General features: G+C 69.4%; 16 protein-coding genes. 10 read left to right on the forward strand and 6 right to left on the reverse strand.

What is annotated here, in order from left to right; translation table 11 throughout:
• Positions 1–318: 318 nt before the first annotated feature.
• Complete coding sequence (locus O3Q52_RS02285; protein ID WP_269647078.1) at positions 319–939, forward strand: hypothetical protein; 621 nt, start codon at positions 319–321, stop codon at positions 937–939.
• Positions 940–1,555: 616 nt separating this feature from the next.
• Here the strand turns inward: O3Q52_RS02285 and O3Q52_RS02290 are convergent.
• Positions 1,556–2,029, reverse strand: coding sequence for a DUF6069 family protein (locus O3Q52_RS02290; protein WP_269647079.1), 474 nt, complete (start codon positions 2,027–2,029; stop codon positions 1,556–1,558).
• Between the two features lie 186 nt (positions 2,030–2,215).
• Here O3Q52_RS02290 and O3Q52_RS02295 point away from each other — a divergent pair, with 186 nt between their 5' ends.
• Together O3Q52_RS02295 and O3Q52_RS02300 are read left to right on the forward strand one after the other, a co-directional pair.
• Positions 2,216–3,067, forward strand: coding sequence for a class I SAM-dependent methyltransferase (locus O3Q52_RS02295; protein ID WP_269647080.1), 852 nt, complete (start codon positions 2,216–2,218; stop codon positions 3,065–3,067).
• An 852-nt stretch (positions 3,068–3,919) separates the two neighbouring features.
• Complete coding sequence (locus O3Q52_RS02300; RefSeq protein WP_269647081.1) at positions 3,920–4,465, forward strand: hypothetical protein; 546 nt, start codon at positions 3,920–3,922, stop codon at positions 4,463–4,465.
• Between the two features lie 29 nt (positions 4,466–4,494).
• Here O3Q52_RS02300 and O3Q52_RS02305 read toward each other — a convergent pair whose 3' ends face one another.
• The 3 genes from O3Q52_RS02305 to O3Q52_RS02315 are packed head-to-tail and all read right to left on the reverse strand — an operon-like array spanning position 4,495 to position 7,906.
• A complete protein-coding gene (locus O3Q52_RS02305; RefSeq protein ID WP_369124160.1) occupies positions 4,495–5,193 on the reverse strand; it encodes an ABC transporter ATP-binding protein in 699 nt (232 codons plus the stop codon).
• An 8-nt stretch (positions 5,194–5,201) separates the two neighbouring features.
• Positions 5,202–6,590, reverse strand: coding sequence for an ABC transporter permease (locus O3Q52_RS02310; protein WP_269647083.1), 1,389 nt, complete (start codon positions 6,588–6,590; stop codon positions 5,202–5,204).
• A 35-nt stretch (positions 6,591–6,625) separates the two neighbouring features.
• Positions 6,626–7,906: an ABC transporter permease gene (locus O3Q52_RS02315; protein WP_269647084.1), complete on the reverse strand. Its 1,281-nt coding sequence runs from the start codon at positions 7,904–7,906 to the stop codon at positions 6,626–6,628.
• 145 nt (positions 7,907–8,051) lie between these two features.
• Between O3Q52_RS02315 and O3Q52_RS02320 the strand changes: the two genes are divergently transcribed.
• The gene (locus tag O3Q52_RS02320) at positions 8,052–8,714 is read left to right on the forward strand and encodes a response regulator transcription factor (protein ID WP_269647085.1); all 663 of its coding nucleotides are present in this window, start codon (positions 8,052–8,054) and stop codon (positions 8,712–8,714) included.
• The gene (locus tag O3Q52_RS02325) at positions 8,705–9,907 is read left to right on the forward strand and encodes a HAMP domain-containing sensor histidine kinase (protein WP_269647086.1); all 1,203 of its coding nucleotides are present in this window, start codon (positions 8,705–8,707) and stop codon (positions 9,905–9,907) included. Before O3Q52_RS02320 ends, O3Q52_RS02325 begins: the two co-directional genes overlap by 10 nt.
• A 145-nt stretch (positions 9,908–10,052) precedes the next feature.
• Here O3Q52_RS02325 and O3Q52_RS02330 read toward each other — a convergent pair whose 3' ends face one another.
• A complete protein-coding gene (locus O3Q52_RS02330) occupies positions 10,053–12,653 on the reverse strand; it encodes a PA14 domain-containing protein (protein ID WP_269647087.1) in 2,601 nt (866 codons plus the stop codon).
• 157 nt (positions 12,654–12,810) lie between these two features.
• Here O3Q52_RS02330 and O3Q52_RS02335 point away from each other — a divergent pair, with 157 nt between their 5' ends.
• The 5 genes from O3Q52_RS02335 to O3Q52_RS02355 all read left to right on the forward strand — a co-directional run bounded on the left by O3Q52_RS02335 (position 12,811) and on the right by O3Q52_RS02355 (position 18,589).
• Positions 12,811–13,824, forward strand: a complete 1,014-nt coding sequence (locus tag O3Q52_RS02335; protein ID WP_190231241.1) for a LacI family DNA-binding transcriptional regulator — start codon at positions 12,811–12,813, stop codon at positions 13,822–13,824.
• A gap of 165 nt (positions 13,825–13,989) precedes the next feature.
• Complete coding sequence (locus O3Q52_RS02340; protein ID WP_269647088.1) at positions 13,990–15,087, forward strand: ABC transporter substrate-binding protein; 1,098 nt, start codon at positions 13,990–13,992, stop codon at positions 15,085–15,087.
• A gap of 1 nt (position 15,088) precedes the next feature.
• Positions 15,089–16,606, forward strand: coding sequence for a sugar ABC transporter ATP-binding protein (locus O3Q52_RS02345; protein ID WP_269647089.1), 1,518 nt, complete (start codon positions 15,089–15,091; stop codon positions 16,604–16,606).
• Positions 16,599–17,561: an ABC transporter permease gene (locus tag O3Q52_RS02350; RefSeq protein ID WP_269647090.1), complete on the forward strand. Its 963-nt coding sequence runs from the start codon at positions 16,599–16,601 to the stop codon at positions 17,559–17,561. The genes O3Q52_RS02345 and O3Q52_RS02350 overlap by 8 nt, the downstream gene beginning before the upstream one ends.
• 23 nt (positions 17,562–17,584) lie before the next feature.
• Positions 17,585–18,589 (forward strand): ABC transporter permease, encoded by a 1,005-nt coding sequence (locus O3Q52_RS02355; RefSeq protein ID WP_269647129.1) that lies wholly within the window; start codon positions 17,585–17,587, stop codon positions 18,587–18,589.
• Between the two features lie 114 nt (positions 18,590–18,703).
• Here O3Q52_RS02355 and O3Q52_RS02360 read toward each other — a convergent pair whose 3' ends face one another.
• Entirely contained in the window at positions 18,704–21,913 is a 3,210-nt protein-coding gene (locus O3Q52_RS02360; protein WP_269647091.1) for an alpha-L-rhamnosidase, read from the reverse strand.
• Positions 21,914–22,151: the final 238 nt, after the last annotated feature.

Genomic DNA, 22,151 nt, shown 5'->3' on the forward strand with positions numbered 1-22,151 from the left:
GCATAGTACAGACCGCCCACGAGCACGGCGCCGTACAACAGCGGCGGCACCCACCGCACGGGCCCGTACGCCGCCATGAACACCCCCCTCACCCGCTGTCGTCAGGCTAGGCCGAACCCGACGGCTCAGCGGCATCGCTGCGGAAACTCCGAACGGTTGAGGCCGAACGACACGTGCCGAACGGCCGGCCGGCGCGCGGGAGATGGTGACTTCCGGCCGTCGATGTCCCCGTTCTGCACCTCCTGCCGCTGATCGGTGGCTCCCTACGGTTGCGGCCTGTCCCACTGTCAGAACCTCGGAGCAACCGGAGTTGGCCTCATGTCCTCGCCCATCACCTCACCCATCACCTCATCGACGTTTCGCGCCGGCGCCCTGTGCGGAGTACTGTCCGGTCTGCTCATCGCCCTGCCCGCGCTGGTCGAGGCGTTCACCGGGGAGACCACTGCCACCAGCGTCCCGCTCGGCCTCTCACCAGCGTTCGCCCTGCCGCTGCTCACCGCGCTGCAACTGCGGCAGCGCCCGGCCACCGGCCGCTTCGCAGAGGTGGCACACATCGTGAACCTCATCGGCCTCGGCCTGTTCGGCAGCGCCGCTTTCGCCTCGAACCTGGTGTTGTTCTACTTCGACGACGACGTCGTCGAAGAGGTGCTGACCGGCCCGACGATCCCCGTGCTCATCGGCTGTGCGGCCGTGTTCGCCGTGGGTTCTGCCCTGTTCGGGGCCGCGATGATCCGCGCCCGGGTGTTTCCGACGATTCCTGCCTGGGGCTTCGCCGTCGTGCTACCGCTGTTCGCGTTCCTCACCGGCCTGTCCGACAGCCTGCTCACGATCGGGCTGCACATCCTGGTCGGCGTCATCCTGATCTGGCTCTCGGCGGCGCTGTGGCGCATGGGACGGGAGGCCCAACACGCCACGGCCCAGGCCCGGGTGGCGGTCTGAGGAGGCAGACCACCGTGGTCGCCGTCACGCGCAAGACCGTCGGGACGGCCCCGTACTTCTCGTGCCGGGCCCGAGCGAGCCGCCCCGGTCCCGGCCCGATGGTTCCTTCCGGGGGATGCGGCTGCCCCGCGACGGCGCCCCGGGGGCGGTGTTGCGCAGGGGTACGCGGGTCGGCCGGGCAGCCTTCGTCCCGGTCGGCTCGGGTGAGGTCAGACGACGCTCAGGACCGCCTTGCCGCGCAGGCGGCCGGCGGACATCTCCCGCAGCACCGGGCCGGCGCTGCCCCAGCCGCCGCGGTGGCCCATCTCGACCCGCAGCCTGCTCTGCGAGGCCAGGCCGAGCAGCGCCCCGATGTCGGCGGCGTCACGGCTGCAACGGGAACATCGGCTTCTACTCGTACTTCTACGCGGAGTTCAGCGACGGCGCGAACACCAGCGGCGGTCCGGTCTGCACGCCCGAGACCCGCGTCCTCTGCGCCTGACCGCGTAGCCGGCGCCACCTCGGGGTGAGCCCACCCGAGGCTGAGCCACGGCACACCGCCGGCACCATACGACATCAATGGCGGCCGGCCCATGTGGGCCGTCCGCCACAGCTGCTGCACGTCTTCCGATGCGGGTCACGGGCGCCGGTGGGAGAGCCGACGCGCCACCACGGGAATGATCACAGCCGCGGCGACCAGATGGGACACCGCCAGGACGATCTGGGTGGAGGTCGCGGTGTGCGGGGCCATCGCAGGGCCCGCCATGGACAGTGCGGTAAGCACGACGGTGGTCACCACGAAGGTACGGGCGGGCCGCTTCGCCCAGCGGGCCAGGGCCACCGCGAGGACGATGCCGACGACCGACCAGAACAGCACACCTCCGAAGAAGCCGCCCACTGGGATCTCCGCCGCTTCCGTGGCGCCGGGACTGGCCGCCTCCATCGGTACTCCGACGCCTCGGGCGATGAGCCCGAACGCCTCGGTCACGACGGCACCGGCGAGCGTGGCGAGTACGCCGACCAGCCACACGGGGCGCGTGTCGAGCAGCTTCGCGGAGCGGGCGGACCGGGCGGAGGAGGTGGGACGGGTCTGGGGCGTGGTTGCGCTCATGGCACTGACTCCTGCTTCGTTGTTGGGTGTTGATGCCTTTCGCAGGGGTAGACCGCGGCCCGCCCGACAACTCATCGGTCGCCGGGCAACTTCTTTCGGGGTGCGTGCGAGGGGACTTCGCGAAGGGGTTTGTCGAGATCCACTGAGATGCTTCGGCAGGAACGGATTTCACGGTTGGATGGCTCCATGACTGAGGCTGCCGAGCGCTTCGATCCCGTGGTCCGGGAGATGATGCAGGCCAACCGGGCGAACTGGGACGCGCGGACTCCCGTACACCTGGCCAGCCGTTTCTACGGTGTGGAGGAGCAACCCGATCCGTTCCGCTGGTTCGCCCCCTTCGAATGGGAGGACCTCGGCGAGTTGGCCGGGCGGGAGGTCGCGCATCTGCAGTGCCATCTGGGCACGGAGACCCTCGCGTTCGCGAGGCGTGGAGCGCGCACGGTCGGCCTGGACATCTCCGGGGCGTCGGTGGCGGCGGCCCGGGACCTCGCGGCGAAGGCGGACTGCGCCGTCGACTACGTACGCGCCAATGTGTACGACGCGGTGGACGCGCTCGGCCAGGGACGCTTCGACGTGGTCTACACCGGCAAGGGGGCGCTGTGCTACCTGCCGGATCTGGACCGCTGGGCGGAGGTGATCGCCCGTCTCCTCAGGCCGGGTGGACGGCTGTACCTCGTCGAGTTCCACCCCCTGCTCAACGCCCTCGGCCCCAAGCCCGCCCCCGACGAGGGCCCGGACCTTCTGCTGCGGCACGACTATCTCCAGGGGCGCGGTGCCATCCGCGGCAACTCCACCCACACGTACACCGACGGCCCGGCGGTCGACGGCGCGACGGAGAGCTTCGAGTGGAGGCACGGCCTGGACGAGGTGATCAACGCACTGGCCGGAGCCGGCCTGCGCATCGTCCGGCTCCGTGAGAGCGAGGAACTCCCCTGGCCGCGCTTCCCGCAGATGATCCGCACCCCTTCGGGCTGGTGGCGGCTGCCGGACAGCGCGCCGCGCATCCCGCTCCTCTACGGGCTGCTCGCCTCCCTCTAGGCGGGCTCGGCCCCGTGGAGGGTTGCGCCCGGGCTCCCGGCCGCTTCGGCGTCGGCGATCCTGCCGCGCAGCACGAGGCCCATCACTGCCATGAACCGCTGCGTGCTCGGCCGGCCGAGCACGAAGGGGTTCACTCCGTCGGGCCGGTTCCGGAGCTGCTCGGCGCGTTGGAGACCGTAGTCGTTTGGGGTGGTTGGACAGTTCCACGTCGACGCCGGCCCGGCGGATCCGGTCGCGGAAGGAGTGGATGGAAGCCAGGTAGGTGCGCAGCTCCGTGAGTGCGGTGGGCGGGTTCATGCCGCCCCACAACATGGCCGTGTGGCGCTCGCGTCCCGCCCGTACGGGGATGACCGGCGAGACGGTGCCCGAGGTGTGGCCCGGGGCCAAGTTGTCGAAAAGTTTCAGCGGCTCAGGCGCGGGCGGACGAGGAAAGTCGATGCGAGGCGTCAGAGCCCTCACCACGGCGAGGAGGACCGGATCGCTGCCTGCCGGCCTGCGGGCACGGTCGTAGTGGTCCTTGCGCTTCCGCTCCGAGGGCCACTGCTGGCGAGCCGAGTACGAACGAGCCTGTACCGGCGGCGAGTCCGAGGGCGGCGGGCCGGCCGAAGCTGCGCCTGGACAGATCGGCCGAGTCCTCGGGTCCGGGTAAATGGGGCATGATGAGGGTCTCCTGACTGCCGTTCTGTCACATGAGCCGAATCGGGATCACGACAGGCGGCAGCGCCGGAGCACGTCGCGCCGCCGTCCGCGCCACCCCGTACGCGGCCCTCGTCGTGCCTGGTCGGTTCGCTGCCGAGAGACACCTGGACCTCCCGGCGGACGGGCGATCCGGTCCACCTACACTGTCCGCTCATGATGCCTTTGGACGACCCGCGCTGGACCGCCCTCGACCATCGGGGCTGGTCCAAGGGGCAGGGCAGTTCGCCCGACTCCCCCTTCGTGCCCGACGAGTTGCGCCATCTGATCGCCGACCCCACGAACGGCGGACACTTCAACGACCTGTGGCCGTACCTGTGTTCCGAGGGCACCGCCTGGCCGGCCGCCTACGCGGCCGTGCCGTACATCGTCACGATCGCGCGCGGACTTCCTCCGGCGAAGCGCGACGACTACCTGTACGTCGTCGGCCTCGTGGCCATGTGTTTCGGCGAACTGGGCGAGACTCCGGCCGACCTGCCCCAGGACATCGCGGATGCCTATCGTCAGGCGCTCCCCGAGGCCATGACCCTGCTGGCGGACACGTTGGCCACGGCGGAGCACGACCAGATGACCACTCGCTATCTCCTCGCCGCCGCGGCGGCCCTCAAGGGTCACCCCGAGTACGCCGAGATACTCAACGATCTCGATGTCTTCGCCGAATGCCAGTCCTGCGGTGAACCCATGCTGGAGCTTCCGGAGTAGCCGCGTACGGCGAGCGAGCCGCCCATGAGTCACTCCGTCAGCTTGCCCTTGCGCAGGGTGAGGACGCGGTCCGACTGGGACGCCAGGCGCTGGGAGTGGGTGACGACCACCACACACTTGTCCTGTTCGTGGGCCAGTTCGCGGAAGGTGTCGATGATGCCCTGGGCGGTGTCCTCGTCGAGGTTTCCGGTGGGTTCGTCGGCGAAGAGGATGTCGACGTCGCAGGCCAGGGCTCGGATGATGGCGACACGCTGCTGCTGGCCTCCGGAGAGCCGCATGACGTTGCGCGTCGCCATGTGCTTGTCCAGGCCGACCTGCTCCAGGAGTTCCAGTGCGCGCGCTCTGCGGCCGCCACTGCCCGGTTTCACTCCGGTGATCTCCATGGCGGTGGTGACGTTCTGAAGGGCGGTCATATAGGTGAGCAGGTTGTAGTGCTGGAAGATCGTGGCGGCGTGCTTGTTGCGGTAGCGGCCGAGGCCGAGCTTCGTCAGGTCCTGGCCGTTGAAGCTGATGGTGCCCCGGGTGGGTGCGTCGAGGCCGCTCGCGAGGCTGAGCAGCGTGGTCTTGCCGCTGCCCGAGGGTCCTAGGACGGTGTAGAAGGTGCCGCGCCGGAAGCTGTAGTCGATGTTCTTGAGCACGGTGGTCCGGCGGCGCTGGCCGATGTAGGTGTGGCTGATGCCGTCGAGCCGGAGGACGGGCGGGGGTTCGGTGGCGGTGGTGTTGGTCATGGTGGCTGTCACTTGCCCTTCGTGAGGATGGTCCGCGGGCTGAGCCGCACTACGGAGGCGGCCGGGACGGCGGTGGCGAGCAGTCCGAGGCCGAGGCCGACGGCGCCCACGGTGGCGAGGGCCGCGGGGTCGAGGCGTATGTCGATCCTGTCGATGGGGTCGGCGTTCTCCACCGGCTTGTCGTCCGGGTCGATGCCCTGGTCGATGCCGGTGCTGCCGGGAGCCGGGGGCTGCCAGGATTCGAGCCTGTGCCGGGCTTCGGCGGCCTCTTCGCCGAGCAGCGACCGGCTGGCGCTCTGGGTCAGGTTCTGGGTGAACAGGGAGCTCAGGCCGATGGCGAGGGCCGCGACCGCGACGATCTCCAGCGCCTGCTGGGCGATGAGTTTCCACTTCTTCTCGCCCATGGCCAGAAGTACGCCGTACTCCTTGCGACGCTGCTTGACCGCGAGGTTGACGAGGAGGACGAGCACGGCGGCGCCCGCGATGCCGATCAGCCACATCGCGAGGGTGGCGGTGGAACCGATGCTGTCCAGAGGGCCCGTCATCTGCCGGATCGCCTTGTCGTTCGCGTCCAGCTTGAAGCCGTCGAGCTCGGACCCCGCGATCCGCTCGGCCTCCTCCTTGAACCGCTCCAGGTCTTCGGCGTCCTGGAGGAGGAACGTCGCATTCCTGACCTGGAGGGACGCGCCCTTGGTGGCGTTGAGGCCGGCGAAGCCGCCGATGGACGCGTACAGCATGTTGGCCGGGTCGACGAAGTGCTCGGGCTCGGGTTCGGAGCTGGGTCGCGGGTCGCGGTAGATGCCGGCCACTGTGAACTCCGCCGTGGCAGAGCCTTCGTTGGCCCCCAGGGTGATCTTGTCGCCGGTCTTGAGGCCGTTCTTCCGGGCCAGCCTCTCCTCGATCAGCAGCAGGTGCTTGTCCTTGTCGGCGGCGGTGAGGTGCGCTCCGGACAGGAGTTGGAATTTCCCGCTGCGGAAGTCGGGCAGGAGCGCGGTGTCGAGGACTCCGATGGTCGGGGTGCCGTCGGGACCCATGCCGGGGGCCTTGGTGTCCTCTCCCCCGGTGACCAGCTCGGTGCCGCCCTTGACGACGCCCCGGTCGAACATGGAGTAGTTGTACTTCTGGACCAGCGTGGACGCGCCCAGCTTTTCCACCGTTCTGGCACTGATCTGAGGGGCCACCAGACCACCTGCGGCGTTCTGGCCGCTCAGGTCCATCCCCAGGTTGACCTCGGCGCCCACGGAGCGCTTGGCCTCGTTCTTGGCCTGGGCGGTCGCGTCCTGGATCAGTACACCGGCCAGCACCATCACGGAGATGACGAGGAAGGTGCAGAGGGTGATCAGGGTCCTGCCCCTGCGGGACCACAGGCTGAACCCTGCGCGTTTGACGAAGTTCATGTCGGTCGGCTCTCCCGGTCTGTGTCGTGCGGTGCTTATTCGCTGTCGGTGAGGATGGAGCGGGGGTGGAGGCGGAGAATTCCGATGCCGGGGACGACGGTGGAGACCAGGGAGATGCCGAGACCGATGCCGGCGACCTTGCCGAGGTCGGACGGCTGGACACGCATCTCCGGCGAGTCGGCCGGTGTGTCCGGGGATCGGGGGCCCGGGGAGGACGTGGACTCCTGGTGGCCCAGCAGTGCGTCGCCCGCCTGTTGGGCGGCGATCTGACCGGCGAGGGCGGCGACGGCCACCGCGGGCAGGGCAACGGCGGCGACTTCCACGGTGTGCTGGCCGATGAGCTTCCACTTCTTCTCGCCCAGCGAAAGCAGCATCCCGAGTTCGTCGCGGCGTTCCCGGATCTGCAGCATCACGATGAGCCCGAGAATGAGCGCCCCGGCCAGGGCGATGAGCTGGACGATCAGCCGGGCGAAGGTACCGACCCGCTGGATCGGACGGACCTGGTCCTTGTACGCCTTGTCGTTGACGTGGAAGTCGAACGACTCCGTGCCGAGGAGCCGCCGGGCCTCGGTATGCAGTTGCTCGGCCTGTTCGGGGGCGCCGATCCTGAAGACCGCTTCGGCCAAGTCCTCGACATCTGGGCCCAGTTGCTGAACCGTGCGGACCGGTACGTACAGCGTGTTGCCGGGCAGCAGGTGGGGCGGCGTCCACCTCGTCGGGTCGGGCGTCGAGTCGCGGTAGATCCCGACGACCGTGAGCGGCACGGTGCGCTTGCCGTCGGCGGACTTCGCGCGGAGGCTGTCGCCGACCTTGAGCCCGTTCTTCTCGGCCAGCCGTTGCTCGACCACGGCGACCCGACGGTCGGCGTCCCCAGGAGTGATCCCACGCCCCGCTGTGATCTTGTTCGAGCCGTACGAGAAAGGCAGCAGCAGGCCCGAGTCCCGCACGCCGTTCAGTGTCAGGGAGAGGGGACGCGGTGTCTTCGCCCCGGCGCGGTTGCCGCCAGGCCTCGGGACGTCGGACTCCAGCGGCTCGATGCCGCGGGCCCCGGCCTCGATCGGGAGCCGCGGGTTGTACCGGTGCACCTGCGGCGACGACCCGAGCCGGTCCGCCAGCGCCGGAGTGAGGTCCTTGCCCTTCAGGGTCACGTCGACGCCGATCGTCCGTTGTGCGTCCGCCTCCTGACGGGCGGTGGCGCCTTGCAGCAGGAAGCCGCCCAGCAGCAGGGTGCAGATGACGACGAAGATCCCCAGCAGGACGGCGGTCCTGACTTTCCTGGCACGCAGGCTCAGCCCGGCGCGCTTGACGAAGTTCATGGCCACGACAGAAGCAGGGCGCACTTTGCAGCGGGATAAGCGCGTTACAGGGGCGTAAGGGCGCAGTCCGTGCAATGTCGTGGATGTGCCGCTGAGGCCACTGTCCTTACTCCGCTGCAATGCCGCGCCGGGTTTCATGGGGCGCATGAGAGTTCTGGTAGCCGAGGACCATCGTGTTCTCGCCCGCACCATCGCCACCGGTCTGCGTCGGCAGGCGATGGCCGTCGATCTCGCAGTCTCCGGTGACGAGGCCGAGCGGATGTGCCTGCTCACCGAGTACGACGTGCTGGTCCTCGACCGCGATCTGCCGGTCATGACGGGCGACGAGGTGTGCCGACGGCTGCGCGAACTCACCGACCCGCCAAGGATCCTGATGCTCACCGCGGCCGGCGAGCTCACGGACAGGGTCTACGGGCTCACGACGCTCGGCGCGGACGACTACCTGGCCAAGCCCTTCGACTTCGCCGAGCTGGTCGCCCGCATTCGGACGCTCGGCCGCCGTGTCCCCAAGTCGCCACCGCTCGCGCTGCGACACGAGGGCATCACCCTGGACCGGGCACGGCACGAGGTGTCCGTGGAGGGTCGGCCGCTGGAACTGACACCCAAGGAGTTCGCGGTCCTGCAACTGCTGATGGAGGCCCAGGGGGTGGCGGTGCCGCACGACGAACTCGTACGCACCCTCTGGGACGAGAACCTCGACCCGCGCACCAGCGTGGTACGGGCCGTCGTCAGCCGGCTGCGCCGCAAACTCGGCGACCCCGGCCTCATCACCGCCGACAAGGGTCAGGGATACCGGCTGTGCGACTGAACCCGCGGGCGCTGCTGCGGGGCATGCCGTTCCGTGCCCGGCTGACCGTGGCCTTCTCCGTGCTCTTCCTGCTCGCCGGCGCGGCCCTGCTCGCCTTCGTGGTGCTGCTCGCGCGCTATGGAACGGCCCAGCAGGTCAAGGGAATCGAGATCAGGAAGGGCGAAGTGCCGAGCGGCGGCGGGTTCGCCACAGTGGGCGCGCAACCCACGGATCCGCAGGGAACTCTGCCACCGTTGGTCAGGCCTCGCGACGACTTCGCCATGATCCGGCAGATGGACCAGACCGTACAGGCCGTGCAGGACACGGCCCTGCGACAGATGGTCCTCTGGTCGGCCGTGGGGCTGCTCGTCATGGCACTGCTGGCCGGACTGGTCGGCCGGTGGCTGGCCGGACGGGCGCTCGGGCCGGTCGCCGCGATGACGGAGGCCACCCGTCGGATCAGTGAGCAGAACCTGCATCAGCGGCTGGCGCTCACCGGTCCCGACGACGAACTCCACCGCCTGGCCGACACGTTCGACACCATGCTGGACCGACTGGAGAAGTCGTTCGAGAGCCAGCGACGCTTTGTCGCCAACGCTTCCCACGAACTGAGAACTCCCCTCGCGGTCCAGCGCACCAGCCTGGAGGTCGGCCTCGCCGATCCCCTCCCCGAGGGTCTCGCCGACGTACGCGAGGATCTGCTCACCGCCAACCGTGAGGCCGAGCGGCTGATCACCGCGCTGCTGCTGCTCGCCCGCAGCGATCGCGGCCTGGAAGAGACCGAGACCGTGGACCTGTCGGCCGCGGCCCGGCTGGTGGCGGCCGAGCTCGCCCCGCAGGCCAGGAGCGGGCAAGTGGACGTAGAGGTGTCGGCAGACCGGCAGTTGAAGGTCCTCGGTGATCCGGTACTGCTGCGCCACCTGCTGACCAACCTCGTCCGCAACGCCATTCAGTACAACCACCCCGGCGGCCGAGTCCGGGTACGGCTCGACGGCCGCACGCTGACCGTGGCCAACACCGGGCCTCCGGTGCCCACCGACCGGGTACCGGACCTTTTCGAGCCGTTCCGCCGTCTCGCCCAGGACCGCGTCGGCACGACCGGCCACGGGCTGGGCCTCGCCATCGTCCGCTCCATCGCCGAGGCCCACGGAACCGAGGCGACGGCCGAGCCCGGCCAGGCGGGCGGCCTCGCCGTCACGGTCCGTTTCCCATGACGCGTGATCCATCCACCCCTCAGCCCCGCCGCCCGTGATCCGTACGCCTCCGATCCCGCCGCCCGCGAGCAGCGCACTCGCCGTGTCGTGGAACCGGAGAAGCCGCCCGGCGAGCGGCGGTGAGCCGTTCGCCGGGCGGTCCGGGTCAGGCGCAGCCGGCGGGAGTCGGCCGCGACACGTCGTTGATCAGTGCCTCGTGGGCCGCCTTGACCCGTGGCACATCGGGCTTGACGACCTTGCGGTCGTATGTGATCAGCCCGTTGAGCTCGCCCTCGACGTCCGCGATCTGGGTGTAGACCGCGCCGTTGCCACCCTTGCAGGCCAGGGCGCGCACCTCGGCGAGCTTGGTGAGGTAGTCGTCGGTGTACGTGGCCGGGTCGACGTCGACATAGGACTGCTGCACCGACCAGGCGTGTCCGGGTACAGCCAGGCCGAGGCCGCCGTACTCGCCCATGACCGTGGCCCGTTTGCCGTCCGGGCGCGGTGGTAGCGCGGGGCTCGGATAGCCGTGCTCGTCCATGATGTCGCCGGTGCCGCCGTCGGCGCCGAGGTTGAGGCCCGACTGGTTGTTGACCAGGCGGGTCGGGTCCCAGGCCTTGGCCTGTGTGGCGATGCGGCCCACGTCGTACTGGCCCCACCCTTCGTTGAAGGTGACCCACATGACGATGGACGGGCTGCTGATGTGCTCGTCGATCATCTGCTTCATCTCTAGTTCGTACTGGGCGCGGGCCTCGGTGGACGGGTTGACGCCCGCCGTCATGGCCGGCATGTCCTGCCACACCAGCAGGCCGAGCCGGTCGGCCCAGTAGAACCAGCGGTCGGGTTCGACCTTGATGTGCTTGCGGACCGAGTTGAAGCCCATCGCCTTGTGCATCTTCAGGTCGTAGGCCAGGGCCTTGTCGCTGGGGGCGGTGTTCAGGCCGTCCGGCCAGAACCCCTGGTCGAGGGTGGCCATCATGAAGACCGGCTTGCCGTTGAGGACGGTTCGCGGGGTTCCGTTCACGTTCTCGACGGCGATGGACCGCATGCCGAAATAGCTGTTGACGCGGTCGGCGCCGACGCTGACCTTCAGGTCGTACAGGAAGGGGTCGTCAGGCGACCACAGCCGGGGGTTCTTGATCTTCAGGGTGAGCGGGCTTCCGGTGCGTCCGGTGACGGTGGCGACCTTCCGCTTGCCGTCGTACGCGGTCGCGGTGACGGCGAGTCCGGGGCGTACACCCTGCGGCTCGACGGTGAGGGTGCCCGCGCCGGCGTCCGGGGTGAGTTTCAGCGAGTCGACGCGGTCGGTGGCGACGGGCTCCATCCACACGGTCTGCCAGATACCGGAGGACGGGGTGTACCAGATGCCGCTGGGGTCGAGGCGCTGCTTGCCGATGGGCGGGTTCTCGCCGCTCGCGGCGTCGGTCGGGTCGTAGACGCCGACGATCAGCTCCTGGGTGCGGCCGGGCTTGAGGGCGTCGGTGACGTCGGCGCTGAACTTGTCGTAGCCGCCCTTGTGTTCGGCCACTTTGGTGCCGTTGACGTAGACCTCGGAGCGCCAGTCGACCGCGCCGAAATTGAGCTGCAGGCGCTTGGCGGAGCCGATCTTCCAGTCGGACGGGACGGTGAAGGTGCGCCGGTACCACATCCGGTCCTCGTGTCGTTCGATGCCCGACAGCTGGGACTCGACGGGGTACGGGACGAGGATCTTCTCGGCGAGTTTCCGCCCCACCGGGGGCTGTTCGCCCGCCTTCGCCGCGGCGAACTGCCAGCTGCCGTTGAGGTTCTTCCAGTCGCTGCGGGTGAGCTGCGGCCTGGGGTACTCGCGGTGGGCGTTGGCCGGGGTGACCTTCTCGCCCCACGGGGTGCTCAGCTGGTAGGTGGATTTGTTGGCGCCGCTGCTCCAGAAGGCCTTGACAACGTTGCCGTCCTTGCCGGAGAGGCCACCCGATCCGTCGTAGCGCACATCTGCGGCGCCTCGCGCTGTGCCGGTCTTGTTGCCGACCACGGGTTCCTTGAGCGTGACCAGCAGCGATCTCGGGTTGGCCGGATCCAGTCGCGTCCGGCCGAGTGGCCAGGTGGCTCCGCCGATCACGGCGTCCAGGTGGTCGGTGAGACCGGCCGGGGCGGCCGCGAGTGCCTGGGCGAAGTCGAGCCGCAGGGTACGGCCGTCCTTGAGGACCGTGGCGGCGATGGCCCCGTTGTAGTCGTAGCCCGCGGGCAGCAGGAAGGCCGACTGCGGGATGGCGGTCTTGGTGCCGCCGGGCGGCGTCCAGCGCACGTGGAGGTTGGAGCCTCCGTAGCGCTCGAAGTACTCGATCTTGATGTCGTAGGCCTTGCCGGCGGTCAACTCCACCGATTGGCTGGTCTGTTCGCGGTCCCAGTCGTCGACCCAGTGGTCGATGGCGATCTTCCCGTCCACCCAGAGGCGGAAGCCGTTGTCGCCGATGATCGAGAAGGTGGTGGGACCGGTCTTCTCCGGCACGATCCGGCCGGTCCAGCGGACGGAGACGTCGTCCGACCGACCGGTGGCCGAACGCAGACGGGGTTCCAGGTTGTCGAAGTCGAGTTGCGGGTCGAATCCGGTGGCTTTGAGTTCGTGGAAGTCGAAGGCGCCGGGGGCGGACTGGGTGTAGTACTCACCCTTGAGGCCGTGGATCTCTGGATCCTCCGCGGCCGTCGCGGCAGGTGCTGCGGCAAGTCCCGCGGCACCCAGCACCGCTGCGACGAGCAGGGCGAGGCTGTGTGTGAACGGTCTGATGCGCACGAATCCTCCTTGGTTGAGGAAGGGTGGCGGCTCGGTGCTTCAGTCTGTACAACGTTGGAAGCAGAGGCAGTTGGCATGAGAGCACGGCTCCCGGCCGCTGTCCAGGTCCATGACAAAGCTCCGGTCGCGGAGCCCCCGTCGATGCCGAGGAGATCCCTTGCGGGTCAGCCTGAAGGACGTGGCCGAACGGGCCGGCGTCTCGATCAAGACCGTTTCCAACGTCGTGAACAACTATCCGCACGTCACACCGGCGATGCGCGCCAAGGTGCAGGAGGCGATCGACGAGCTCGGATACCGGCCGAACCTCACCGCGCGCCATCTGCGCAAGGGCCGTACGGGGATCATCGCGCTCGCCGTTCCCGAGCTCGGGAATCCCTACTTCGCCGAACTCGCCGGCGCGGTGATCGACGCGGCGGCCCAGCACGAGTTCACGGTTCTGCTCGACCACACGCGCGGCGACCGTGAGCAGGAGCTGCTGGTCAGCCAGGGTTTCCGGGCCCGGGTGATCGACGGGCTGATCCTGAGCCCGCTGGAGCTGGAGGCCGAGGACCTGCACGGCCGGGCCGACGACGTGCCGTTGGTGCTGCTCGGCGAGCGCGAGTACGACCTGCCGTTCGACCACATCGCGATCGACAACGTGGCCGCCTCGCGAGAGGCGGTGCGCCATCTGATCGGCCGCGGCCGGACCCGGATCGCCTACCTCGGTGCCCGCACCGACTCCGCGAACCGCCCCGCCCATCTGCGACTCGACGGCTGGCGGGCGGAGTTGACGGCGGCCGGCCTGCCGACCACGGACGACATGGTCGTGCCCGTCGACGGCTGGGACCGGGACGACGGGGCCCGGGCCATGGCGCGGCTGCTGGACTCGGGCATCCGGCCCGACGCCGTCTTCGCGTACAACGACCTCATCGCGATCGGCGCCATGCGGGTGCTGCACGAGCGTGGACTCAGGGTGCCGTGGGACGTCGCCGTGGTGGGTTTCGACGACATCGCCGAGAGCCGTTTCGGAGCCGTCTCGCTGACCACGATCGCGCCGGACAAGCAGGCCATCGCCCGCCTCGCGATGGGCTCACTGCTGCGCAGCCTGTCGGGCCGTCAGGATCCCGGAGGACGTGAACTCACCGCGGAATACCGGCTGGTGGAGCGGGAGAGCACCCTCGGACGACGCTGACCACGGTCCGGACCAACTGGCCGAGATTTCGGACGGAAGGCTTTACAGCCTCCTTCCAACGATGTAAAAAACTCCCCTGAACGACGTGCACGCCATGTTGACCGCAAGTGCCGAACTCCCCGGGAGCGCTCTCAGCGCCGGGGCCGCGCCGTTTGGGGAACTCCCATGAAGCCCACCGCACTTCTCCGTCGTACCTCCGCTCGAACCCTCCTCGCCACCGGCCTCCTGACAAGCCTGGTCCTGACCACCGGATGCACCAAGTCCGAGGGCGCCTCCGACAGCGACAAGGCCGCACCCCAGCAGGGTGACTCCGGCCAGCAGGTCGCCTCGCCCAGTGCCGGATCCGGGCCCGCCTGCACCATCGACGCCTACGGCGGCGAGAAGCTCGACCTCAAGAGCGCCACCGTCGGTTTCTCCCAGTCCGAGAAGGAGGCCAATCCCTTCCGGATCGCGGAGACCGCCTCCATCAGGGCGGAGGCCAAGAAGCGGGGCGTCAAGCTCCTCACCGCCAACGCCCAGTCGCAGTTCTCCAAGCAGATCAGCGACGTCCAGGACCTCATCGCCAAGGGCGCCGACCTGCTCGTCATCGCGCCGCTCAACTCGGACGGCTGGGAACCCGTGCTGCGTACGGCGGCGGCCAAGCACATCCCGATCGTCACGGTGGACCGCAAGATCAACGCCACCGCCTGCAAGGACTATGTGAGCTTCATCGGCTCCGACTTCGTGGAGCAGGGCAAGCGCGCCGCGGACGAGATGATCGAGGCGACCGGCGGCAAGGGTGACATCGCCATCCTGCTCGGTTCCGCGGGCAACAACGTCACGACGGAGCGCACCAAGGGCTTCATCGACCGGATCAAGGACAAGGCGCCCGGTCTCAAGGTGGTGTTCCAGCAGACCGGCGAATTCGCCCGCGAGAAGGGCCAGTCGGTCACCGAGAACCTCATCCAGTCCAAGCCCGGGATCAAGGGCATCTACGCCGAGAACGACGAGATGGGCCTCGGCGCCGTCAACGCCCTCAAGGGCGCGGGCAAGAAGGCGGGCGCCGTGAAGATCGTGACCATCGACGGCACGCGCAACGCCGTGCAGGGCATCGTGGACGGCTGGATCAGCGGCGTCATCGAGTCCAACCCGCGCTTCGGGCCGCTCGCCTTCCAGACTCTCGACACCTTCACCAAGGGCGCCGAAGTGGCTCAGGACATCGTTATCAAGGACAGCGCGTACACCGAGGCCAACGCCAAGTCGGACCTCACCAAGGCGTACTGAGATGCTCGCTGTCACCGGCGTGTCCAAGGTCTTCCCCGGCGTGAAGGCGCTGTCCGACGTGGACTTCACCGCCCGCGCCGGGGAGGTCCACGCCCTCGTCGGCGAGAACGGCGCGGGCAAGTCGACCCTGATCAAAGTACTCACCGGCGTCTACCGGCCGGACGCGGGCGAGATCGTCCACGACGGCACGCCGGTCCGCTTCACCACACCTCTGCAGGCCCAGCAGGCGGGCATCTCGACCATCTACCAGGAGGTCAACCTCGTCCCGTTGATGAGCGTGGCCCGCAATCTCCTCCTCGGCCGCGAGCCCCGCGGCCGGCTCGGTCTGATCGACTTCCGGCGCATGCACCGGGAGGCGGACGAGGCGCTGCGCGGCCTGGGCATCCGCGTCGACGTGCGCCGCCCGTTGCGCGAACTCGGCGTCGGGGCCCAGCAGATGGTGGCCCTCGCCCGGGCCGTCGCCATCGACGCCCGTGTCGTCATCATGGACGAGCCCACCTCCTCGCTCGAACCGCGTGAGGTGCGCACCCTGTTCGACGTGATCCGCATGCTGCGCGAGCGCGGTATCGCCGTGGTCTACGTCAGCCACCGGATGGACGAGCTGTACGAGATCTGCGACTCGGTCACCGTGCTGCGTGACGGCCGCGTGGTGCACACCGGCCGCCTCGCCGACCTCGACCGCCTGCGTCTGGTCTCGCTCATGCTGGGCCGGGAGATCGGTGAGGTCCGCAGCGAGGGCCTGACCAAGTTCACCGGATCCCACCACGCGTCGGCCGAACCCATGCTGCACGCCGGGGGATTGACGGTCCGTCACCAGTTGCGGGACGTGTCGCTCTCCATCCGCCCGGGCGAGGTCGTGGGCCTGGGCGGGCTGCTCGGCTCGGGCCGCAGCGAGACGGCCAGGGCCGTCGCCGGGGCACTGCCGACGGACTCGGGCCGGGTCTCGGTCGGCGGCGCCGCCGTGCGCACCGGCTCGACACCGGCCGCGATCCGCGCCGGCATCAGCCTGCTGCCGGAGGACCGCAAGGCCGAGGGGATCGTCCCCGGTCTTTCGGTACGGGAGAACATCGCGCTGGCCGCCCTGCCCTCGCTCTCGCGGTTCGGCCTGGTGGACGACGCCCGTATCGACCGGATCGTCGACACCTTCGTGAAGCGGCTGCGCATCAAGTCGTCCGGCCCGCACCAGAAGGTGGGCGAACTCTCCGGCGGCAACCAGCAGAAGGTGCTGCTGGCCCGCTGGCTCGCCCTGCACCCGAAGGTGCTGCTGCTGGACGAGCCGACCCGCGGGATCGACGTCGGCGCCAAGGCGGAGGTACAGGCACTCATCGACGAACTCGCCGACGACGGACTCGCCGTGCTCCTGATCTCCTCCGACACCGAGGAGCTGATCGAGGGAAGCGACCGGATCCTCGTACTCAAGGACGGGGCGGTGGTGGACGAGTTGACCGGCGACGCCGTCACCGAGGACGCGCTGATGCGGGCCATCGCGGCCGAACCCGCCGGGAGCCACCATGACTGAACTCACGCTCGCGCAGGGCCGGGTGGACCGCGACCGGCTGCTGCGCCTGCTCCAGGAGTACGGCGTCTACGCGGGCGTCGCCGCACTCCTGCTCTTCAACTTCGCCTTCACCGATCACTTCGTCTCCGCGGAGAACTTCCGCACCCAGGCCGTCCAGGTCGCACCCGTGCTCATCGTCGCGCTGGGCGTGGCGCTGGCGATCGGCACCGAGGGCGTCGACCTGTCGGTGGGCTCCGTGATGGCCCTGTCCACCTCGCTGCTGTCCCTCTACCTCGGCTACGGGGTGTGGGCCGCCGTTCTCGTGGCGGTGGCGGGCGGCATCCTGATCGGGCTCGCGAACGGAACACTGGTCGCCCACCTGGGAGTTCAGCCGATCGTCGCCACGCTCGCCCTCATGGTCGCCGGTCGCGGCCTCGCCCTGGTTCTGCTCCCCCAGCTCAAGGACGTACACGATCCGGGCATGACGGCGCTCGGCTCCGGCGACGTGCTGGGCGTGCCGTATCTCGTCCTCATCGCCGTCGCCCTGGCCCTGTTGGTGGCCTTCGTGGTGCGCCGCACCACCTTCGGGCGGCAGTTGCTCGCCATCGGCGACAGCCGGCCGGCGGCCCGGCTCGCCGGCCTGACCGTCCGCCGGGCCCTCATCGTGGTGTACGCATCCTCCGGCGCGCTGGCCGCGGCGGCGGGCGTCCTCGCCACCGCCCGGCTGACGGCCAGCGACCCGACCTCACTGGGCACGCTGATGGAACTGTCGGCGATCACCGCCGTGGTGGTCGGCGGCACTCCGCTGTCCGGCGGCCGGGTCCGTATCGGCGGCACGGTCGCCTGTGCCGTCCTCATCCAGCTGCTGACCACCACGCTCGTCAAGCACGACCTGCCGCCGTCGTGGACGCAGATGGCCCAGGCCGTGGTGATCGTCGGTGCCGTCTACGCGGCCCGCGAACGGGGGAAGCGATGACCACCGAGACCACGGAAGCCGACATGCAGCCCGACGCCGTCCAGCGGATCACCGACGAGGACCTCGGACCGGGGCGGGCCGACCGCTTCAGCGCCCTCGCCCAGCAGCACGGGGCCCTGGTCACCCTCCTGGTGGCCATGGTCGTGGCGTCGCTGAGCTTCGACACCTTCCTGACCGGCGACAACCTGGAGAACATGGCGCTGTCCTCGGCCTTCCTCGCCGTGGTCGCGCTCGGCATGACGTTCGTCATCGTCACCGGCGGGATCGACCTGTCGGTCGGCTCGCTCTTCGCCCTCGGCGGCGTGGTGGCGGCCTGGGGCTCGCAGTACGGCTCGGCGGTGGCCCTGCTGCTCCCGCTCGCGGTGTGCGGGCTGATCGGCCTGGTCAACGGGCTGCTCATCGCCCGGTCGGGACTGGCCCCGTTCATCGTCACCCTCGCCGCCATGCTCGGCGCGCGCGGCATCCTGCTGGCGATCACCGACGAGGGCTCACGGACCTATCTCGTGGGCAAGGACTCGTTCCTCGCGACGCTCGGCCAGGGCTCACTGCTCGGCATCGGCGTGCCCGTGTGGATCACGGTGGCCCTGTTCGTACTGGGAGCCGTCGTACTGCGACGCACGAGATTCGGCCAGTACGTGTACGCGGTCGGCGGCAACGAGGACGCGGCGGCCCTGATGGGTGCCCCCGTGGCACGGACGAAGATCGCGGTGTACGCCGTTTCGGGTCTGTGCGCCGGACTCGCCGGCGCGCTCAACGCCGCCTGGCTGCTGTCGGGCGTGACGATCCTCGGCTCGGGCATGGAGCTGGAGGCCATCGCGGCGGTCGTCATCGGCGGCACCCTGCTGTCCGGCGGTTTCGGATTCGTCAGCGGTTCGCTGGTCGGGGTCCTCCTGCTGAAGGTGATCCAGAACGTCATCAACCAGATCGGCTCCCTCGACTCCGCCTACCAGCAGGTCGTCAGCGGCGCCTTCCTCGCCGTCGTGGTGGTGGCCCAGACCTGGCTCGGCCGTAGGCGCCGGGTCCTGTGACCGCGGAGCTGCGGTCCTCTGCATGAATTCGTAACCGACGACCTCGACGTGCGGCGCGGGCTGCCACCGGGCAGCCCGCGCCGACGTGTTCAACCGGCCCGGGCAGGACCCGAGTTACGTGGTGAAGCGATGGCTGCCGGAGCCCGCCCGGTACACCACGCAGCCGTCCTCCTCGCGCAGGAACGTCGCGCGGGTGTGGGTGACCGCGTCCGGACCGTCCGCGGGGATCCATACCTCGGCGGTCGTGTTGGCGGGCACGGTGCACGTCAGGACGAAGCCACCGGACCGCTGTTGCCACCTCGTCGAGATCGGACCGTGGACCGAGGTGAACGTGGCTCGTGCGGAGGTGACATCACCGCCCGGACGGGGACGGATGACGATCTCCCGGTAGCCGGGCCGGCCCGCCGAGATCCCGGCGATGTTCGTGTACATCCACTCCCCCACCGAGCCGTAGGCGTAGTGGTTGAAGGAGTTCATGTCCGGTGTCTGGAAGTCGCCGTCGGGCTCGATGGAGTCCCAGCGTTCCCACATCGTGGTGGCGCCCTTGTCGATCTGGTAGCCCCAGCTGGGGAAGGAGCGCTGCTGGAGCAGCCGGTAGGCGACATCGGTGTGCCCGGACTCGGTGAGGACGGGCAGCAGCCGGGGCGTACCGAGGAAGCCGGTCGACAGATGCCAGTCCTTGGCCTCGATCAGCGCGACGAGCCGGTCGGCTGCGGCTTTCCGCAGGGCGTCCGGCAGCAGGTTCATCGACAGGGAAAGGACGTACGCCGTCTGCGTGTCGCCCTTCACCCTGCCGTCGGCGGTGACATAGGCGTCCTGGAACGCCTTGCGGACACGCTCGAAGAGGTCGCGGTAGGGGGCGGGGGCCTTGCCGAGCTCCCCGGCCGTCCGGGCCGCGAGGTCCGCACTGTGCGCGAAGTACGCGGTGGCGATGACGTCCTTCGGTGTCTCGTCGGAGATGTTGAGCCAGTCGCCGTACCCACTGGCCGGCCGCAGCAGGCCGGTGCTGTTCTTCTCCAGGTACTTCAACCAGGCCTGGATGGACAACCAGGCGTCCTCCAGCACCTGCCGGTCGCCGTACGCCTGGTACAGGGACCAGGGGACCGTGACGCCCGCGTCGCCCCATCCTGCGACGCCGTTGCCGACCGTCCCGACCATGGGCGCCACATCGGTGAAGGCACCCTCGGCGGTCTGTGCGTCACGCAGGTCCACGAGCCACTTGGTGAGGAAGCGGGCCGATTCCATGGTGTACGCGGCCGTGGGCGCGAAGACGTTGATGTCGCCCGTCCATCCCAGGCGTTCGTCGCGCGCGGGCGTGTCCGTCGGAATGGAGAGGAAGTTTCCGCGCTGCCCCCAAGTGATGTTGCTGTGCAGCTTGTTGAGCATCGGGACGTTCGTCTCGAACTCGAAGGTGAAGGGCGCCGCCGTGTGCATGACGCGGCCGGTCATGACCTTCGGCGAGGGAGCGCCCGGGAACCCGGTCACCTCCACATAGCGGAACCCGTGGAAGGTGAAGCGCGGCTCGTACGTCTCCTCGCCACGGCCTTTCAGGATGTACGTGTCGGTGGCCGCCGCGGTGCGCAGGTTCGCGGTGTAGAGGGTGCCGTCCGGGTTGAGGACCTCGGCGTGTCTCAGACGCAGGGTCGTTCCCGCGGGGCCCGCGACACGCAGCCGGACCGAGCCGACCATGTTCTGGCCCAGGTCGAAGACGAAGACCCCCGGCTTGGGTTCCGTCACCTTCTTGACCGGGAGTTCCCTGGCCACGCGGACCGCGCCGTCCACCTGGGCGACGATCAGGTCGGGAGCGGCCTCTCCCGCGGCGCGCACGGCGAGCCACGTCCGGTCGTCGAAGCCGGGCGAGGTCCAGCCGGCGGTCTCCTTGCGCGCGTCGTACGTCTCGCCGCCCAGCAGGTCGGCGGAGACGATCGGCCCGGAAGCGGCCCGCCATTGGGTGCCCGAGGTGATGCGCTCGCTCGTGCCGTCGGCGTACTCGACCTCCAACTGCGCCAGCAGTGCCGGGCGTTCACCGTACTGGTGGGGCCCGAACATGCCGACATTGCCCGCATACCAGCCCGGTGCCACGTAGGCGCCGATGGCGTTTGCGCCCTGCCGCACGAGCGTGGTGACGTCGTACGTCTGGTACTGGACGCGTTCGCGGTAGTCGGTCCAGCCGGGGGCGAGTTCGTCGCGGCCCACTCGGCGGCCGTTGAGGTGTGCCTCGTACAGGCCGAGGGCCGTGGCGTACAGGCGTGCGCGTGACACCTTCTTGCGCGGCAGCCGGAATTCGTGCCGCAGTTGGTTGGCGGCGTACACGACCGGAACGACCCTGCCCCACGGGCCGGCTCCCCATGCGGCTGCCTTCTTCGCCGCCGGCCAGCCGCTGTCGTCGAAGCCGGCGTCGCGCCAGTCGTCGGCGGGTTCCTTGTCCGTCGACTTCCAGGAGGTGTCGGTGACGATCCTCTGCTCGCCGGCGGGCGTCCGGACGGTCAGTACGGCGACCAGACCGGCGGGTCCCACGGTCGCGTTGGCCGCCGAGACCGCGAGGACGTTGCTGCCGGAACGCACCTGGGCGAGTACGTCGACGACGGCCGGGCGGCGCCAGCCCTCGTGATCCGTCTCCAGATCGGTGCGGGCCACCTCGGTGCCGTTCACGGAGACGGCGTACACGTTGTCGGCGGTGATGGCCAGGGTCGCCGCCGTGACTCCGGCCGGGAGGTCGAGGGTGCGACGGAACCAACGGGTCGCCGCGGGCGCGCTGTTGGCCGGTTCGCCTTCGGGGAACCAGATCCAGTCAGCGCCTTCGAGCGACGGCGCGTCCGTGAGGGCCGCGGGAGCGGAGATCCAGTCCGCCGACCACTGCGTGGCGCCCATGAGGCCTGTTTCCCACCAGGAGGGCGCGCTCCAGCCGGACGCCTCGCCGTCGCCGTCCCAGACACGTACCGACCAGAAGTAGCGTGTCCGCGGCTTGAGTCGAGGGCCCGCGTACGGGACGAGGGACGAATCGCCGGAGACGACCTTCCCGCTGTCCCAGACATCCGGGCGGGACAGGCGCGACTCGCTGGTGGCGACGCGGACCTGATAGGCGCTCTGGCCCGCACCCGGCTTCTCCGAGGCCATCGGCCAGCTCAGGCGCGGGCGTTGCGCGTCGAGGCCCAGGGGGTGCTGAACGTACTCGACGGTCGGCGCGGTGACGCGCAGGGCGCCGCGTTGCGCGGACGCCCGAGCGGATGTGGACGCCGGAGCGGCGACGGCCGGCCCGGCTCCGGCGGCCACACCTGCCACCGTGGCCGCCGCGCTCGCCAGGATGTTCCTCCTACTTATCACTACAGGCCCCTAACGCAGAATGATGAATCGATTCACGGCGCTGGACGTAGGTGAACGTAGGGGCGCCCGAGACAAGGGTCAATGAGTGTGCAGGGATTTCTTGACGGACAGTCGGATGAGGGTGCGCCTTCGGCCCGGTGCGCCGCAGCCACGACGGGAGACGATTGAACGGTTTCAATCCCCAGGGAGCAGGCGTCGCACGAGGTTTGGGACGATGATCCCGACACGTACGCGACGG

The organism is Streptomyces sp. ActVer, assembly GCF_027270795.1.
GTDB lineage: Bacteria > Actinomycetota > Actinomycetes > Streptomycetales > Streptomycetaceae > Streptomyces > Streptomyces umbrinus_A.